Here is a 17,961-nt window from a genome sequence, read left to right on the forward strand (position 1 = left end):
GGCAACGCCTGGAGTTCATTCCATGACGGCGCTGTGGTCGACGGCGGGTGCTGCTTTCGGCTTGCGCAGCAGCAGAACCAGCGGAATGACCGCAAGCGACATCAGCATCAGCAGCTTGAAATCGTCCATATAGGCGATGATCGTCGCTTGCAGCGTGATGATCTCGTTGAGCGAGGCGCGGCCGGCCGCCGTCACCGGGCTGAGCCCCTGCGCAGCCACCGCATTGAAGGCGTGGTTGAACGGCGTCACATAGGCCGCGATCGATTCATGATTGCTCTGCGTGTTCTCGACGATCAGCGCCGAGACGATCGAGATGCCGACCGCCGAGCCGATGTTTCGCGACAGGTTGTAGAGACCGGTGCCGTCGCCACGCATATGGGCGGGCAACGTGGAAAAAGCGATCGTCGTCAGCGGCACGAACAGAAAGCCGAGGCCGGCACCCTGGATGAAGCCGACCGAGACGATCGTCCATTGCGAGACGTCGGGTGTCCAGCCGGTCATGTCGTACATCGCCCATGCGGTGAGGCCCAAGCCGAGCGCCAGCAATGCGCGCGTATCGACCTTGCCGACCAGCCGCCCGACGATGAACATGCAGAGCATGGTGCCGAGCCCGCGCGGCCCCATGACGATGCCGGCAGTGATGACGGGATAGCCCATCAGCGTCTGCAGATAGGGCGTCATCAGCGCCAGTGAGGCGAGATAGGTGATGCCGACCACGAAGATGAAGATCATGCTGATCGAGAAGTTCTGGTCGAGGAACAGCTTCGGATTCACGAAGGATTTCTCCGCCGTCAGCGTATGCACGATCAGCAGATAGAAGGCTGAGGCGCAGATCAACGCCTCGAGCATGATCTCACCGGAAGAGAACCAGTCGAGCTGCTCGCCGCGGTCGAGGAAGAGCTGCAGCGCGGCGATGCCGAGGCTCATCATCCCGAAGCCGAACCAGTCCAGTTTGGCGAGCAGATCCCTCTTGGTCTCGGTGACGTAGACGACAATGCCCATGAAGGCCAGCGCGCCGATCGGCACGTTGATATAAAACACCCAGCGCCAGCTGATATTGTCGGTCAGCCAACCGCCGATGACAGGCCCAAGCACCGGCCCGACCATGACTGAGACGCCGAAAAGGGCCATCGCCGAGCCGCGCTCCTCGACCGTGTAGATGTCGAGGAGGATGCCCTGGGAAAGCGGCACCAGCGATGCCCCAAACAGGCCCTGCAGCAGACGGAAGGCGACGATCTGGTTCAGCGATTGCGCCAGGCCACAGAGAACGGAGGCCGCCACGAAGCCGGCAATGGCGACGAGCAGCACGCGTTTGCGGCCGAACTTAGCGGCAAGGAAGCCCGACGGCGGCGTCATGATTGCCGCCGCGACGATATAGGAGGTCAGCACCCAGTTGATCTGGTCGGCAGAGGCCGACACGCTGCCCTGGATATAGGGCAGCGCCACGTTGGCAATCGTCGTGTCCAGCGCCTGCATGATGACGGCGAGAATGACGCAGGCCGTGATCGCACCGCGATTGGCAATCGGCGTCGCCGGAGAAGCGGGAGCGTTACTCATGATCCTTGCCCTGAGGCCGGCCCAGAAGCTTGTTGACGAAATCAGGCAGGCCGCGGGCATGGCCGGTCTCGACATCGACCACCGTGCTCATGCCGACGCGCAGCGGCGGCTTGCCGTCGGTGTCCTCGATGCTAACGCGCATCGGAATGCGCTGGACGACCTTCACCCAGTTGCCCGTCGTGTTCTGCGCCGGCAGCAGCGAGAAGCTGGAGCCGGAGGCCGGGCTGATGCTCTCGACCTTGCCCTTCCATGTCACGCCGGGATAGGTGTCGACATAGATATCGGCCGTCTGGCCGGGCTTGACGTAGGTAAGTTCGGTTTCCTTCGGGCTGGCGGCGATCCACAGATGGTCGGTGGCAACAAGCGAGAAGGCCTGTTGCGAAGCCTGCAGGTAGGAGTCGACCTGCAGCGCGTTGACATTGGTGACGATGCCGTCGAACGGCGCCTTGACGACGCTGTGGTCGAGTTCGCGCTGGGCATTGTCGACCTGCGACTTGGCCTGCAGATAGAGCGGGTTTTCCTCGGCCGGCTGCTCGGCATTGCCGCCGAGCTGGGCGAGTGTCGTTGCGGCTTCCGCCTTGGCGACGGCAACCTTCTGCTGCGCGGCTTCTAGATTGTGCTTGGCTTCGTCATAGGCCGACTGCGTCGCGCTGCCGTTGTTGACGAGGTTCTGTTGCCGGTCGAACTGATCCTGATGATAGGGCAGATCGGCTTGCGCCTGCGTGATCTCGGCAAGCGACTGCTGATAGCTGGCCTTGAGATTCATGATCTGGTTGCGCTGCGCGCCGAGCTGCGCCTTGGCGCCATCAAGCGCGATCTTGAAAGAATCCGACCGCAGGCTGAAGAGCACCTGTCCCGCCTTGACCGCCTCGTTCTCATGCACGTTGATCTGGTCGACGATGCCCGAGACGTCGGTGGTAAGTCCGACCATGTCGGCCTGGATATAGGCGTTGTCGGTCGACATCACCTGGCCGCCATTTACGTAATAATAACCGCCGACGACGAGCGCCACCGGCAGCACGGCAAACAGGATCGGCCGCGTGAGACTGCGCCGGCGGCGGACCTTGTTGCCGCCAGGCGCAGCCACGGCGGCAGCCGGCGCTGAATTGGATGAAGGCGCTTCGGCTACCGTTTCCTGCTGTTTCGCTTCATTGTCTTCGACAGGAGTCTTGGTCTTGGTCTTGGCATTGGCGTCGGCAACGACACGGAGGGGGGATTGATCAGCCATCGTTCGTCTCATTCTCGTCAACCGGGCTCCGGCATGCCTGAACCAGGTTCGTCTTCATTACGGATAGGATGTGGAAAAGCAGCTCGCGCTGCTCTGGCGAAACGCCTTGCAACGCTTCTGCGCGGGTGGTGTCGCCGAGCTCGCGCATTTCGGCGAGCAACGGGTGCGCCTCGTCGCGCATATAGAGCAGCCAGATGCGCCGGTCGGTCGGGTGCTGGCGGCGCTCGATCAGCCCGCGCTCGGCGAGCTTGTCGAGAATGCGAACCAGCGTGATCGGCTCGACTTCGAGGATTTCGGCAAGGCCGCCCTGATGGATGCCTTCATTGTTCGAGAGATAGGCAAGCGTTTGCCATTGCGACCGGGTCAGCCCAAGGCACTTCGCGCGCTGCTCGAACCGCTTGCGCAGCAACCGTGCGACGTCGTGGAGAAGGAAACCGAGGGTCGGAGTGGCATTCATGAAAACCTATGACTGTTATTTATAAGCACCCTTATAATATCGGTAGATATATTGAGCATGTCCACTGCGCAAGGGCATGGATGGCAGATTCAACGGCAGCGGCCAAAATGCCGCAGACCGGGTCAAGCATTTCTGCGGTTCCTCCCTTTGTCTCGCACCGACGAGATCGACGGTGATGTCTTTCACATGCTGGAACAGGAGCTCGACTGGGCCGAACTCGCCGCCCTGCCACCTGGCAGAGACGAGATCGTCGAGAGCTGATGCCCTCTGTGACGTTTTGATGGATTCCAGAATCGTTACCAATTGGCATTTGCAATTTTTCGCCGCTGCCGTTTATAGTCCAATTCCATAGGGTTACGATTTTTCGGATGTGCATTGCGTGCCGGCCTTCCTTTTCCAAGGGATTGAACGCCGGGGGAATCATGGGGGCAGAGGCCCTCGTTCAAAGCAGCAAGACATGAACAGCATCACTTCATCTTGAGGTTGGCGGCAGTGAATCGGCCGTCGAGATTGGAGGACCGGTATGACTTACGCGCTTCGACAGATGGTGGTGCTTGGCTGTATTGCCGCATTCATGCCTCTCCCCGCGCTGGCCCAGAGCGCCCCACCACCCCCGCCCGTCACCGTTGCCAAGCCGGTCGTTCGCGATGTTGTCGACAGCGACGAGTTCATCGGCCGCTTCGAGCCGGTCGACGAGGTCTCGGTTCGCTCGCGCGTCGGTGGTTACCTGCAGGAAATTCATTTCCAGGACGGCGCATTGGTCAAGCAGGGCGACCTGCTCTTCGTCATCGATCAGCGGCCGTTCGTAACCGCGCTCAATCAGGCAAAGGCCACACTCGAATCGGCGCAATCCGCCCTGGTCTTTGCCGACGCGCAATATAAGCGCACGCAATCGCTAACTTCGAGCGGCAGCCAGTCAGCCCAGACGCTGGATGATCGCCGCCGCGAATTCGATTCGGCCGAGGCCAATGTCCGCGGCGCACAGGCCGCAGCCGACCGCGCCTCTCTCGACATGGAATATACCGAGATCAAGGCGCCCCTCAGCGGCCGCATCGACCGCCGGCTGATCTCGGCCGGCAACCTCGTGCAGACCGACCAGACTGTGCTGACGACGATCGTTTCGCTCGATCCGATCGATTTCTATTTCGACGTCGACGAGCGCCGGCTGCTGAATTTCGCCGACACGGCGCGCAAACTGGGCAAGGATCTACAGCAGGGCGGTGGCGGACTGGATGTGTCCGTCACGATCTCGGATCCCAGTGCCAAACCGTTCAAGGGAAAGCTCGATTTCGCCGAGAACCGGGTCGACAATGAGAGTGGCACCATTCGTCTGCGTGCCCGCTTCCCCAATCCTGATCTCGTCCTTCAGCCCGGCCTGTTCGGTCGCATACAGGTCGAAGCCTCCAACACCTACCAGGCCATTCTCGTCCCCGACGAGGCCATCGGCTCGGACCAGAATGAGCGCGTCGTTTATGTCGTCGCCGAAGATGGCACGGTGTCGACCAAGCCTGTGAGACCCGGGCCGCGCCTCTACGGCTACCGCGTCATACGCGAGGGCCTTGATGGCACCGAGACGATCATCGTCAATGGCCTGATGCGCGCCCGGCCGGGCGCAAAGATCACGCCTCAGATGACCGAACTGCCGCAGGAGCGGCAGGACGCTCCGCCGGAAACTGCCGGCGCGGAGAGCGGACAATGAGATTTGCTCATTTTTTCGTGGACCGGCCGATCTTTGCGGCCGTCATCTCGATCCTTTTCCTCGTCGTCGGCAGCATTGCCTACACGCAATTGCCGGTATCGCAGTATCCGGAGATAGCGCCGCCGACCATCGTCGTGCGCACCTCCTATCCGGGTGCCGACCCGCAGACGATCGCCGATACCGTTTCGACGCCGCTCGAACAACAGATCAACGGCGTCGAAGACATGCTTTATATGTCTTCTTACTCCAGCGCCGACGGCGCCATGTCGCTGACGATCACCTTCAAGCTCGGTACCGATCTCGACAAGGTCCAGGTGCTCGTCCAGAACCGCGTTTCCATCGCCCTTCCCCGTCTTCCCGAGGAAGTCCAGCGGCTTGGCGTGACCACCGACAAAAGTTCACCGGATCTGATGATGGTGGTGCACCTGCTTTCGCCATCGCACCGCTATGACCAGCTTTACGTCTCGAATTACGCCCGCAACCGCATCCGAGACGTTCTCGTGCGCCTTGACGGCGTCGGCGACGTGCAGATCTTTGGCGAGCGCCAGTATTCGATGCGAATCTGGCTGGATCCGGAAAAGCTCTCCGCTTACGGGATGACATCCGATGACGTCGTCTCCGCGTTGAGAGATCAGAACGTCCAGGTGTCGGGCGGCAAGATCGGGGCTCCACCCGTCACCGGCAAGAATGCTTTCGAATATACGGTGCGAACGGACGGCCGCTTCTCCGACGTGCGCGAGTTCCGATATGTCATTGTGAAATCGACGACATCGGGCCGGCTCGTGCAGTTGCAGGATGTCGCCCGGATAGAACTCGGAGCACAGGATTACGTCACTAACAGTTATCTCAACAACGATCCCGCGGTTGCTCTCGGCATCTTCGCCCGGCCGGGAACCAACGCCCTGGACACGGCCCACCAAGTCCAGACGCTCATGAAGGACATATCCCAGAATTTCCCGCCTGGTCTGGAATATCGTATCGTCTACGACACGACCGAATTCATCTCCGATTCGATCAATGAGGTCTACAGAACCATTGCAGAAGCGGCCATACTGGTAGCAATCGTCGTTCTTGTCTTCCTGCAATCCTGGCGAACCGCGATCATTCCGATCATTGCCATCCCGGTATCGCTGATCGGCACCTTCGCCGTCCTGCTCGCCTTCGGCTTCTCGCTCAACATGCTCACGCTGTTCGGTCTCGTGCTGGCGATCGGTATCGTCGTCGACGACGCGATCGTGGTGGTGGAAAACGTCGAGCGCAATCTGGCACGTGGCATGACGCCGAAGCAGGCGTCCCATGTCACGATGGACGAAGTCGGAACCGCCGTCGTCGCCATCTCGCTGGTGCTGATCGCCGTGTTCGTGCCGACAGCCTTCATTCCGGGCATTTCTGGCCAGTTCTACAGGCAGTTCGCGGTCACGATCTCCGTCACCACTGCAATTTCCGCATTGAATTCGCTCACGCTGTCGCCCGCGCTCGCAGGCATATTGCTGAAAACCCATGACCATGAAACCAAGCGCACGAATGTCGCGTCCCGGCTGGGAAGGGGGCTGGCAGACGGCTTCAATCACGGATTCGATCGGCTGAGCTCCGGCTATTCATGGACCGTTCGGCATCTGGTCAGCAGCTGGGTTGGGTTGACAGCCGCGATGGTCACCTTCGTCTGCCTGCTCGGAGCAACCTGGTACATGGGCACGAAAGTTCCCGCGGGCTTTATCCCGACCATGGACCAGGGTTACGCCATCATCGTCATACAGCTACCTGATGGAGCCTCGCTCGCCCGCACCGATGCCGTCGTCAAACAGGTGGGCGATATCGCCCGCACCGTGCCCGGCGTCGGCAATGCCGTTCAGTTTGCCGGCTTCAGCGGAGCGACATTCACCAATGCCTCTAATGCCGGCGTCGTCTTCGTCCCGTTCAAATCCTTTGCCGAACGCGAAGAAGGCGGCGAGAACGCCAACAAGATCATCGGCGAGCTTTACGGAAAGCTGCAAAGCATCCAGGAAGCCTTCATCATCGCCATCCCGCCGCCATCCGTGCGTGGCGTCGGCAATTCCGGCGGCTTCAAGATGCAGATCTCCGATCTCGAGAACGCCGACATGACGCGCGTGCTCGGCCTCGCCCGGCAGATGATGGGCGCGGCGGCTACCACCGAGGGGCTGACCGGCGTCTTTACGACATTCTCCGATGCAAGCCCGCAATATTTCCTGGCGATCGACCGCGACAAGGCGCGTTTCCTGAATGTGCCGATTCCCAATATCTTCAACGCCCTTTCCATCAATCTCGGCGTCGCTTATGTGAACGATTTCAATGCGTTCGGCCGCGTTTACCAGGTTCGCGCCCAGGCCGACCGACAATACCGCATGGACAAGGAAGACATCCTCGCCCTGAAGGTCCGGTCGGCGACCGGCGCGCTGGTTCCGCTTGGAACCTTGATGGATATCCAGGATGCCAGCGGCCCGGCGCTTGTCCAGCGTTACAACATGTACGTCTCAGTGCCGCTTCAGGGCAATCCGACGCCGGGCACGTCGACGGGCGATGCCATTGCCAAGATGGAGGCCTTAGCAGCGAAGATCCTGCCGCAGGGGACGACCTTCGAATGGACGGAACTCGCCTATCAGGAGACCCACACCGGCAACACCGCCATCTACATCTTTGCCCTGTCCGTCGTCTTCGTCTTCCTGGCGCTGGCGGCGCAATATGAAAGCTGGGTTCTGCCGCTGGCGATCATTCTCATCGTCCCGCTTGCGGTGCTTGCGGCGCTGATCGGGGTCTCGCTGAGGGGAATGGACAACAATGTCATGACGCAGATCGGCCTGATCGTTCTGATCGGCCTTGCGGCCAAGAACGCCATTCTGATCGTCGAGTTCGCCAGGCAGGCGGAAGACGAGGGCAAATCGCCGGTGGAGGCGGCCATCGAGGCCAGCCGTCTTCGCCTGCGCCCGATCCTGATGACGGCATTCGCCTTCATCTTCGGTGTTCTGCCGCTTGCGATCGCCACCGGCCCCGGCGCCGAAATGCGCCAGTCGCTCGGCACCGCCGTCTTCTCGGGCATGCTCGGCGTGACGATCTTCGGCCTGTTTCTGACGCCGGTCTTCTATGTCGTGCTGCGCGGCTGGCGCCGCAAGCGGCCGGCTACTGTAGAGCCAGCGAAGACGGAGCCGGTCGAGGAAGGGGTCGTCTGACACGACCCCACCGGCCGAGGAAACGGAAGTCAGGTCGAAAACAGATGCACTTGGCCTTGCCACAGGCGGGCGACGGTGAGCTTGCCGCTGCGATAGGCGCGCGTATCGAGATTGAGCCGCTTTGGCCGTATGTCGGGTTCATCGTTCGGCGTATGACCGTGAACGACGAGTTTCGGCAACGGCACCCGGCTTTCGAGAAACCGCTGGCGGATGATGACCAGATCCTCGTCCGTCTGCTCACTGAGCCGCAGCTTCGGATTGATGCCGGCATGCACGAAAATCACGCTCGGGGTCTCCAGCAGGACAGGCATCGCCCGCATGAAATCGATATGCGTGCGCGGCAGCGACTGGCGGATGAAGGCATCGAGCTTCGCGCCGGAGGGAAAGACCAGCGGTAGATGCTCCGGATCGAGGCCATAGGATTTCAGCAGCTCCGCCGACCCCATCTGCATCCAATCGTCATAGGAGATCCAGCCATCGATATAGTCGAGCATGGCGACTTCGTGATTGCCGGCAAGGCAGATACGGTCGAATCCATCAGGCGGAGGCTCCATCAGATGGGTGATGACCTGTGCCGATTCAGGGCCGCGGTCGATATAGTCGCCGAGCGTCACGATCAATTTACGCCCGGGCAACTGCCCGCCATCGCGCAGGATCGCCGCCTCGGCTTTCACGAGCAGATCGTACCGACCGTGAATATCGCCGATCGCATAGGTTGGGATAGCGGCAATATCCAGCGTCAGGCGCGGTCTCGGCTGGCGCGCCATTTTCGAAACCTCGCTGTTGCGAGCACGAGAGTCGCTCATCATACTTCTCGATTAAGGAAGCCCCACTTTACCGTAAGTAGCGTGGAGAACAGGGCAATCAAGCTGGTAAGAAAATCCAAACCATTCTGGTTTTGTAGAAAAACCGGCCTTATCATTTGAGGGGCAATCCCTCACTCCTATATCCATAGAGAAAAGAGTGACCGATGGGAACGGTATCGCAGTTTCATCAGAGCCTGAGGCCACCCGCGCATCGCATCGAAAGCGAAGAGGAGGCGATATCCACGGCCCGCGACCTCGCCGCCGCATTCCGGCATCAGGCGAGCGAACGGGATATCAACCGCATCCTGCCCTTTGCCGAGCTTGACGCGCTGTCGGTATCGGGGCTGACGGCAATTGCTGTTCCGCCAGACCATGAAGGGCTCGATATGTCGAACGCCCTGCTTGCCGAAATCGTTGCAATCATCGCCGAGGGCGATGCTTCGATCGGCGAGACGCTGGAAAGTCATTTTTCTGCGCTGGAAACGCTCCGCACCCAGGCTGCCGAGGATTTGAAGGCATCGCTGTTTGCCCGCGTGCTGCTCGGCGACCGCTTCGCCGGCGCCGCCTTCACCGACGGGGCCGAACTGACCGCCGAAGGTCCGGGCTACCGCCTGAGCGGGCGCACGCGCCAAGTGCCCGGTATACTCTTCGCCGACTGGATCGCCGCTGCCGCCACCGCCCCGCCCAGCCGCCCGGTGACGCTCTATCTCGCACGCGCTGAGGAAGGCGTGCAGGTGGTCGACGATTGGGACGGCTTCGGCCAGCGCACCAATGGCTCGGCGACGGCGATCGTCGCCACGCTTCATGTCAATGCCGATGCGATTGCCCCTGCCCCCTCGTCCGGACATTCGACCGCCATCTCGCTCGGTCTGCTGCTCAAGGCGGGCGTCAGCCTGGGCATCGCCCGGGCCGCATGGAGCGACCTCATGATCGCAATTGGCGATCGCAGCACCAGCGTCCTTCCCCGGATCGGCGAACGCGCCATCCGTATCGAAATGGCGGCGGCCGCCTTGGAACGGGCTGGCCGCAAACTCGACACTGCCCAGGTCAATCCTGTGGAGGCTGCGATGGCGGACGCGCATTTTTCCGCCTCGGCGGCCGCAATCCTTGCCGGGGAAACGGCGCTTGCCACCGCAAACGCGTTGTTCGAACTTGCAGGGGAAACATCGGCCGGCATCGGCCTCAATCTCGACCGCCATTGGCGCAATGCCCGCATTCATGCGCTATCGCTGCCGCGGGATAAGCTGGTGCACACCGCGGGCGAATATATGTCGAAGGCCGGCGGCGCCTAATCAGCTGGCGGCGGAGATCGGGAATTCTTCCTTGGCGCCGTCGATGCTGCCGCCATCGGCGACGAATTGCTCGAGAGTCATGTTGTCGAGAATGGCGGCGATCGCGTCCCGAACATCGGTCATCGAGCGCCGCACCTGACAGGTCTCGGGATCGGCGCAGTCGTCGCAGGCCTCGTAAGCCGTACGGCTGGCGCAGCGGATCGGCGCCAACGGCCCGTCAAGCGTGCGAATGACATGGCCGATGCGGATTTCAGTTGCCGGCCGCGACAAAGAATAGCCGCCGCCCGGTCCCTTTTTAGAGCGCAGGATGCCGACATTGCGCAGTTCCAGCAGGATCGTATCGAGAAACTTCTTCGGGATATTGTTGCGGGCCGCGATGTCATTGATGAAGGCAGTCTCGCCCGGCGCCAGCCGCGCCAAGTCGACCAGCGCCTTCAGCCCGTATTTTCCCTTTTTCGTCAACATCGTCGTCGCCCTGTAGAAATTGCAGTATTTATCCTGCCAATAGCAGGCAAATAGCGTCAAAAGCGTGAACATACAACAAAATAGCTATTATTTATAGCTTGTATCGGCAACGTCCACAGAAACGCCGGCAGCATCGAGAAAGACCGGCCGCCGCGCGCCCTGCCGTCTCGGTCAGATCGTCTTCAGCATGCCGCCATCGACGAAATAGGTCGAGCCGATGCAATAGCTCGCGCGCTCTGAACTCAGGAAGACGAAGACGTTTGCCAGTTCCTCCGGCGTGCCGAAGCGTTTAGAGGCGGCGTGCTCATTGGCGACGCTCTGCAGGTAGCCTTCCCAGTTCCCGCCAGTCTCGGCCGTCAATTGTTTTGCGGTCTTGATCCAGTCGGGCGTCAGGATCAGACCGGCATTGACGCAGTTGACACGGATATTGTCCTTGATGAGCTCGGTCGAGAGCGTCTTCGAAAACATCATCAGCGCCGACTTGCTGACATTGTAGATCGGCTCGTACCAGAGTGGTTGAACGGCACAGATCGAGGCGTTGTGCAGGATCACACCGCCGCCGCGCTCCTTCATCTGCGGCGCGATGCCGCGCGCCAGCCGCACGGCGGCCATCACATGCAAGTCCCAATAGTCCTGCCACTTCTCGTCGGGCGCCTCCATCACCGTCTCGTTCGAGCCGGTGCCGGCATTGTTGATGAGGATATCGGCGCCGCCTTTTTCGGCCGCCGCCGCAATGATCGCCTCGGTTCCCGCAACCGTCGCCACATCGGCCGCGACAGCGGTGGCGCTGACGCCGTACGTCTTGGCGATACGGGCGGCTTCCGCCTCGAGCCGTTCGCCGCCGCGCGCTGCCAGCACGAGGTCGGCGCCCTCAGCCGCCAGTCCTTCGGCGATTGCCAGCCCGATGCCGACCGACGCACCTGTTATGACGGCAATCTTTCCCTTCAATCCGAGATCCATGTCTTCCTCCGCAAACGGCCGGAGATTCCGGCCTGATTGCCGAGTGTTCCGCCAATGAACCCGGGCGTCAAGCGCCTGAACTCCTCTTGCGGCAGTCTCCAATCTGTCGCATGCCTGCATCAACAGGATGGGAGGAGTTTTCATGCGACGTTATTCAGCCTGCATAGAGTGGCTGTTTGCCGAAGAGGGCGACAGCTTTCCCGATCGCATCCGCCGCGCCCATGCGGCCGGCCTGACGGCGATCGAATTCTGGCGCTGGACCGACAAGGATCTGGACGCAATCGAGGCGGCGCTGAAGGAAACCGGCCTTGCCGTCACCAGCCTCGTCGCCGAACCGATGATCGCGCTGACCGACGCCGCCAACCGGCAGGCCTGGCTGAAAGGCCTTGCCGAATCCGTCAGTGTCGCGAAGCGTCTCGGCGCGCCAGTGCTGATTGCCCAGGCGGGCGACGATCTCCCAGGCTTGACCCGCAAAGAACAGCGCAGGGCACTCACCGAAACGCTGAGAGCCGGCGCCGATATCCTCAAAGGCAGCGGTGTCCGCCTCGGCGTCGAGCCGCTCAACATCCGCATCGACCATGTCGGCTATTTCCTCGATTCGACCCGCGAAGGTCTCGACATCATCGATGACGTCGCTCGCCCCGAGATCGGTATCGTCTACGACATCTACCATTCCGCCGTGATGGACGAGCGCACCGAGGAGGTACTGAACGGCCGTCTCGACCGTATCATCCACGTCCATGTCGCCGATCACCCCGGCCGCAACGAACCGGGCTCCGGCGATATCGACCTTGCCCGACGCCTCGGCTGGATCTTTGCCAACGGTTACGACGGCGCCGTCGGTCTGGAATACCGGCCGACCAAGTCCGGCGCGGACGCAGTCAAGGCTGCGATTGCTTCGCTCGGCGGTTAAACCTCGGCGGCATCGACGCTCGCCGCCGCCTTGCAGGGTCCGGCCGAGCGGCGCTCGATAATGCGGGAGGCAATCATGATGCGCCGCGCCGGCATTCCGGGCAGGCGTGGATTCTCGATGCGCTCGAGCAAGAGCCGCAGCCCGACCGCCCCGCATTCCTGCCCCTCCATCCTCACCGTCGTCAGCGCCGGCGAGATCTGCGTTGCGGGCGAGTAGTCGCCGAACCCGACGACCGAAATATCGTCGGGAATGCGGTATCCCTGACCGAGCAACTCGGAAACCACGGTCAGTGCCAGCCCGTCATGGGCGCAGAAAAAAGCCGTCGGCTGGATGCCTTTTTCCACGAGCGCTCGGAAGGCCGCTCTGAAGCCATTCTCTTCGTCGAACTGCATAACATGAAGCGCAACGTCAGGATAACGTTCGGCGACTTCGCGGGCGCCGTAGTGCCGCTCTTGGCGTCCCCGCAGGCCCGGCATGCCATAGACGTAAACAATGGACCGATGGCCGAGCCCGACCAGATACTCCACCACCGCCTGCCCTGCCTCATGGTCGGTGCCACCCACATGGTCGATCTGTTCGAGCGCATCGACCCAGCCGAAACGCACGATCGGAACGCCGGTGGCACTCACCGCCGCCACTGCCTCACGGGCATGCGGACCGACGAGCATCAGCCCGTCGCAGGTGCGCGCCAGCTCTTCCAACTGGCCCGAATCATGGGTCCAGCGTACCCGCAGCGTCATACCAAGCAGATGAGCCTCGCGCTGCACACCGTTCTGCACTTGCATATAGAGCTCACTGTTAACGGCATCGAGATCGTGAAAGACAACCGCGACCTCGCCCGCACCACCCTGCCCAGCGGGCTTGGTATAGCCAAGGCGCTGCGCCGTCTCGCGGATCAGCGCGCGCGTTTCCTCGCTGACGCCGCTCTTGCCGGCAAGCGAGCGCGACACCGCATATTTCGACAGGCCGACCTCCCTTGCGATGGTCTGCAATGTAACCCGGCCTCTGCTTCCCACCTGGCACCCCTACATTCGGTTGATGGGACGCTGGCTATATCAACCGCATCCCAAAAGCAAATTTTCGCACTAACGAAAACATAACGCTTTACCTAACAATATCCAAATGTAATCTTTCCCTCATCCCAAGCCCAATAGCAAAATAATGAATAAGGGCACGGTTTTTGGAGGAGATCCCCTATGATCAAGCTGAAACGACGTGCGTTTCTGGCCGGGACGTCGGCCGCCCTGATATTGCCGGCCCTGCCGGTTTTCGCCGCTGACTTCAAGGAAGCGGATATTCTGAAAACGAAGGTGTCGAGCGGCGCCCTGCCGGGTCTGAAGGACCGGCTTCCTGAAAATCCGCTCGTCGTCAAACCAGTCGAAAGCGTCGGCAAATACGGCGGCGACTGGAACATGGCGCTGGTCGGCGGCGGGTCGCTGTCGATGCTGTTCCGCTACCAGGCCTACGAGCCGCTGCTGCGCTATACGCCCGACTGGTCTGGCGTGACGTTGAACGTCGCCGAGTCCTTCGAGGGCGATGCCGACTCCAAGGTCTATACGATCCGCCTGCGCAAGGGCATGAAATGGTCGGACGGCCATCCCTACACCACCGCCGACATCAAGTTCTGGTACGACACCGTTTTCACCGACAAGCGCGTCGCCTTCGTCGGTCAGGATCATTGGAAGTCTGGCGGCAAGCCGGCCAAGCTGGAGATCGTCGACGAACAGACCTTCAAGGTCATCTTCGACAAGCCGAACGGCCTGTTCCCGCTGCAGGTCGCCTGGGCAAACAACGACCAGACGACGCGCACGCCGAAGCATTATCTGGAGCAGTTCCACATCGACCACAATCCGAAGGCCGATGAACTCGCCAAGCAACGCGGCTTCGAAAGCTGGATCGCCTCCTTCCAAGCTGCCGCCGGTTTCCAGGACGACAATGCCTTCTTCCTCAACTCCTCGAAGAAGCCCTGCGTCCATGCCTGGATGTTCACGATAGCGCCCGGCGAAAACACCGAACGCGCCGTTGCCGAGCGCAATCCCTACTATTGGAAGGTCGACACCGAGGGCAACCAGCTGCCCTATATGGACCGTATCGTCTACCAGATGGTCGCCGACCCGCAGGTTCTATTGCTGAAGGCCATGCAGGGCGAAGTCGACCTGATGGACCAGTATATCGCCACACCGAACAACAAGTCGGTTCTCTACGATGCGCGTGAGCAGGGCGGCTATGATTTCTACACACTGACCTCGACCGAAGCCAATGTGATGAATTTCATCTTCAACCTGAACCACAATGACGAGACCAAGCGGAAGCTCTTCCGAAACAAGGATTTCCGCGCGGCACTCTCGACAGCACTCGACCGGCAGTCGCTGATCGATGCGGTGCTCGTTGGCCAGGGCGCACCTGCTCAGCCGTCGATCAAGAAGGAAGATCCGCTTTACAACGAGCAGCTCGCCACGCAGTTCACGGCCTATGACGTCGACAAGGCGAATGCCATGCTCGACCAGCTCGTGCCGAAGCGCGACGACCAGAACTTCCGCCTCGACGAAAAAGGCCGCCGCCTGACGATCATCTTCGAGATCGACCAGGCGCGCGCCGTCTTCCTCGATCTCTTCCAACTTGTCATTCCGATGTTCCAGGCGGTCGGCATCGATGCGCAGATGCGCTCGATGGACCGTTCGCTCTGGGAGACGCGCGTCCGCCAGGGCCGTGATTTCGACGCAACCGCCCACCAGTTCGGCGCAAATGGCGGCGTCGCTGCCATGCTCGACCCGCGCTATTACGTGCCGACCGATGCCAACGCCATGTATGCCCCGGCTTGGCAGCTCTGGTATCGCGACCGCGCCAATGCCAATGCCGAGGAACCGCCGGAAAGCACGAAGAACCAGCTTGCGCTCTACGACAAGCTGAAGGCGACCTCCGACGCATCAGGCCAGCGCGAGGTCATGAAGCAGATCCTGCAAGGCGCCGCCGACAATTTTTATGTCTTCGGCATCTCGCTGCCGCCTGATGGCTACGGCATCGTCAAGAATAACATGAAGAACATCACCAAGATCATGCCGAACTCCTTCGGCTGGCCGACGCCCGCTCCGACCATGCCGGAGCAGTTCTACAAGGCCTGATGGCCTTCAACCTCATGAGCCATACCAGGCGCCGGCCTCTCCGGTTGGCGCCGAGGCCCTTCTTTTGCCAATGATTGGATGAAGACGATGCTCGACGCCAGAAAACAGAACACCCACACGCTGAGGACGCCGGACTGGTTCAAGACCGCGACCCGATGGACCCAGCTGACCTTCGTGGAAGACGACCCGGAGAAATACGACCCGGCATTCTGGATCGATGTCTTCAAACGCACCAAATCGAACGCGGTCTGCCTCAGCGCCGGCGGCTATATCGCCTATTATCCGAGCGACGTGCCCTACCACTATGTGAGCAAATATCTCGGCGACAAGGATATCTTCGGCGCGCTCGTCGACGCCGCCCGCAAGCTCGACATGCATGTCATGGCCCGCGTCGACCCGCATGCGATCCATGACGATGCCGCCAAAGCCCATCCGGAATGGGTGATGATCAATGCCGACGGCACGCCGCGCCGCCACTGGGCCTATCCCGATGTCTGGGTCACCAATGCCTATGGCGACTACAACAGCATCTTCATGCCTGAGGTGGTCAAGGAGATCGTCCGCAAATACGATATCGATGCGGTCTTCGCCAATCGCTGGCAGGGCCACGGCGTCGATTATAGCGAAGACAGCGCCCGCCGCTTCAAGGATATGTCCGGCCACGCCCTGCCGGTAAAACCCGATGCCGAGGATCCGGCCTGGCAGGCTTGGGTGCAATGGCGCCGCCGCGTGCTGACAGACATGATCGCGCAATGGGACGATGCCGTCAAAGCGATCCGCCCGCATGCGAGCTTCATTCCGAACATGGGCGGCGCGTCGCTGATGGAATTCGACCTCTCGGTCATCGCCAGGCACTGCCCCTTCCTCGTCGTCGACCATCAGGGCCGCAAGGGCCTCGAGCTCGGCTGGTCGGCTGGCCGCAACGGCAAGCGCATCCGCGCCACCTTCCCCGACCGCCCGGTCGTGCTGATCACCTCGATCGGCCCAGAGGAGGAATATCGCTGGAAGGATGCCGTCACCTCGGGTGAGGAGATGCAGCTCTGGATCAATGACGGCACCGCCCACGGCCTCTACGCCTGGTTCACCAAGTTCAACGGTGTCGTGCCCGACAAACGCTGGGTCGAGCCGGTGGCCGACGCCTTCGGCCTGCAGGCAGCCGTAGAGCCGGTGCTGGAAAGCATGAAGCCGACCGCTGAAATCGCCGTCATCGATCCATCGACAACGCTGCGCCACTGGGCGCCGGAAGAGCGGCATTCCGCCGAGAAGCACGATCTCGGTCTCTATCACGCCCTCGTCGAAGCCCGGCTGCCCTTCGAGCTGCTCTCGGACCAGGTGCTGACCGAGGAAAACCTCGATCGCTTCAAGCTGATCATTCTCGCCAACGCCTCCTGCCTTTCGGATGCGCAGAACGCCGCGATCCGCGCCTATGTCGATGGTGGCGGCAGCGTGATTGCCTCTTATGAGACCTCGCTGCGTGACGAATTCGGCAAGAGGCGTGCCGACTTCGGCCTGGCCGACGTGCTCGGCGCCAGATACGTCTCCGGCCCGCGCGGCATCGTCAAGAACACCTATGTCGCCCTTTCCGGCGATCACCCGATCAATCGGGATTTCGACGGCGCCGAACGCATCATGGGCGGCACCCGCCTGATCCACGCCGAACCGTCGGCCGATGCCAAGACGCCCTTCCTCTATGTCCCCGATTTTCCCGATCTGCCGATGGAAGAGGTCTATCCGCGTGAAGAGCCGAAAGGTGCTGCCGTCATCGCCCGCGAAACCGGCAAGGGTGGCCGCACGGTCTATATTCCCTGGAATATCGGCGAGATCTTCTGGGAGGTCTTTGCCGTTGACCACGCCCGTCTCATCGCCAACGCCGTCCATTGGGCACTCGGCAAGACGCCGCGCGTCACCGTCAAAGGCAAGGGCGTCGTCGATCTGGCGTTGCGCGAAAACGGTGAGGGCCTGGCGCTCAGCCTCTTCAACCTCAACAATCCGATGATGATGAAAGGTCCGATCCGCGACAATTACCCCCTGGCAGCGCAGACCGTTTCGGTGGAGATTCCGGAGGGCCGATCGGTGGCGAAGGCATGGCTCGTCGTAGCCGACCGCGCCGCAAGCTTCAGCTTCGGGAATGGCCGCGCCCAGGTGGAGGTGCCTGGTATCGATCGGCTGGAGGTCCTGCATCTCACCTGGAAATGAGGTGATACGCGACGAAGGAGCGCTTTCGGCCTGGAGGGCCGAAGGCGGGTGAAGATCCGGGGGAAGCGCGTCACAGCGTTC

The 17,961-nt window shown here is 61.4% G+C and carries 13 protein-coding genes; 6 read left to right on the forward strand and 7 right to left on the reverse strand.

Going from position 1 to position 17,961, the window contains the following annotated elements; translation table 11 throughout:
* Positions 1-15 precede the first annotated feature (15 nt).
* Genes RLCC275e_RS17180 through RLCC275e_RS17190 form a run of 3 tightly spaced genes read right to left on the reverse strand, consistent with a single transcriptional unit; the run spans position 16 to position 3,242 of the window.
* Positions 16-1,557 carry a DHA2 family efflux MFS transporter permease subunit gene (locus tag RLCC275e_RS17180; RefSeq protein ID WP_033179961.1) on the reverse strand — a complete coding sequence of 514 codons (1,542 nt, stop codon included), beginning with the start codon at positions 1,555-1,557 and terminating at the stop codon, positions 16-18.
* Positions 1,550-2,785 (reverse strand): HlyD family secretion protein, encoded by a 1,236-nt coding sequence (locus tag RLCC275e_RS17185; protein ID WP_033179960.1) that lies wholly within the window; start codon positions 2,783-2,785, stop codon positions 1,550-1,552. Before RLCC275e_RS17185 ends, RLCC275e_RS17180 begins: the two co-directional genes overlap by 8 nt.
* Positions 2,778-3,242: a MarR family winged helix-turn-helix transcriptional regulator gene (locus RLCC275e_RS17190; protein ID WP_003562008.1), complete on the reverse strand. Its 465-nt coding sequence runs from the start codon at positions 3,240-3,242 to the stop codon at positions 2,778-2,780. The genes RLCC275e_RS17185 and RLCC275e_RS17190 overlap by 8 nt, the downstream gene beginning before the upstream one ends.
* 523 nt (positions 3,243-3,765) lie before the next feature.
* Here RLCC275e_RS17190 and RLCC275e_RS17195 point away from each other — a divergent pair.
* Positions 3,766-4,941 carry an efflux RND transporter periplasmic adaptor subunit gene (locus RLCC275e_RS17195; RefSeq protein ID WP_012758728.1) on the forward strand — a complete coding sequence of 392 codons (1,176 nt, stop codon included), beginning with the start codon at positions 3,766-3,768 and terminating at the stop codon, positions 4,939-4,941.
* Positions 4,938-8,126 (forward strand): efflux RND transporter permease subunit, encoded by a 3,189-nt coding sequence (locus tag RLCC275e_RS17200; protein ID WP_033179959.1) that lies wholly within the window; start codon positions 4,938-4,940, stop codon positions 8,124-8,126. Before RLCC275e_RS17195 ends, RLCC275e_RS17200 begins: the two co-directional genes overlap by 4 nt.
* A gap of 29 nt (positions 8,127-8,155) precedes the next feature.
* On the opposite strand, the gene RLCC275e_RS17205 is transcribed toward RLCC275e_RS17200, so the two are convergent.
* Positions 8,156-8,932 carry a metallophosphoesterase family protein gene (locus RLCC275e_RS17205; protein WP_171816893.1) on the reverse strand — a complete coding sequence of 259 codons (777 nt, stop codon included), beginning with the start codon at positions 8,930-8,932 and terminating at the stop codon, positions 8,156-8,158.
* A 164-nt stretch (positions 8,933-9,096) separates the two neighbouring features.
* Between RLCC275e_RS17205 and RLCC275e_RS17210 the strand changes: the two genes are divergently transcribed.
* Positions 9,097-10,224 carry an acyl-CoA dehydrogenase gene (locus tag RLCC275e_RS17210; protein ID WP_033179958.1) on the forward strand — a complete coding sequence of 376 codons (1,128 nt, stop codon included), beginning with the start codon at positions 9,097-9,099 and terminating at the stop codon, positions 10,222-10,224.
* On the opposite strand, the gene RLCC275e_RS17215 is transcribed toward RLCC275e_RS17210, so the two are convergent.
* Entirely contained in the window at positions 10,225-10,689 is a 465-nt protein-coding gene (locus tag RLCC275e_RS17215; protein WP_033180647.1) for an RrF2 family transcriptional regulator, read from the reverse strand.
* Positions 10,690-10,860: 171 nt separating this feature from the next.
* Positions 10,861-11,649: an SDR family NAD(P)-dependent oxidoreductase gene (locus tag RLCC275e_RS17220; RefSeq protein ID WP_033179957.1), complete on the reverse strand. Its 789-nt coding sequence runs from the start codon at positions 11,647-11,649 to the stop codon at positions 10,861-10,863.
* A gap of 142 nt (positions 11,650-11,791) precedes the next feature.
* Between RLCC275e_RS17220 and RLCC275e_RS17225 the strand changes: the two genes are divergently transcribed.
* Complete coding sequence (locus tag RLCC275e_RS17225) at positions 11,792-12,562, forward strand: TIM barrel protein (protein WP_033179956.1); 771 nt, start codon at positions 11,792-11,794, stop codon at positions 12,560-12,562.
* On the opposite strand, the gene RLCC275e_RS17230 is transcribed toward RLCC275e_RS17225, so the two are convergent.
* Entirely contained in the window at positions 12,559-13,578 is a 1,020-nt protein-coding gene (locus RLCC275e_RS17230) for a LacI family DNA-binding transcriptional regulator (RefSeq protein WP_033179955.1), read from the reverse strand. The two genes, RLCC275e_RS17225 and RLCC275e_RS17230, sit on opposite strands and share 4 nt — an antisense overlap.
* A gap of 180 nt (positions 13,579-13,758) precedes the next feature.
* Here RLCC275e_RS17230 and RLCC275e_RS17235 point away from each other — a divergent pair, with 180 nt between their 5' ends.
* Complete coding sequence (locus tag RLCC275e_RS17235; RefSeq protein WP_130678232.1) at positions 13,759-15,684, forward strand: ABC transporter substrate-binding protein; 1,926 nt, start codon at positions 13,759-13,761, stop codon at positions 15,682-15,684.
* 87 nt (positions 15,685-15,771) lie between these two features.
* Entirely contained in the window at positions 15,772-17,880 is a 2,109-nt protein-coding gene (locus RLCC275e_RS17240; RefSeq protein WP_033179953.1) for a family 10 glycosylhydrolase, read from the forward strand.
* Positions 17,881-17,961 lie beyond the last annotated feature (81 nt).

Origin of the sequence: Rhizobium brockwellii (assembly GCF_000769405.2) — a bacterium.
GTDB classification, from domain to species: domain Bacteria; phylum Pseudomonadota; class Alphaproteobacteria; order Rhizobiales; family Rhizobiaceae; genus Rhizobium; species Rhizobium brockwellii.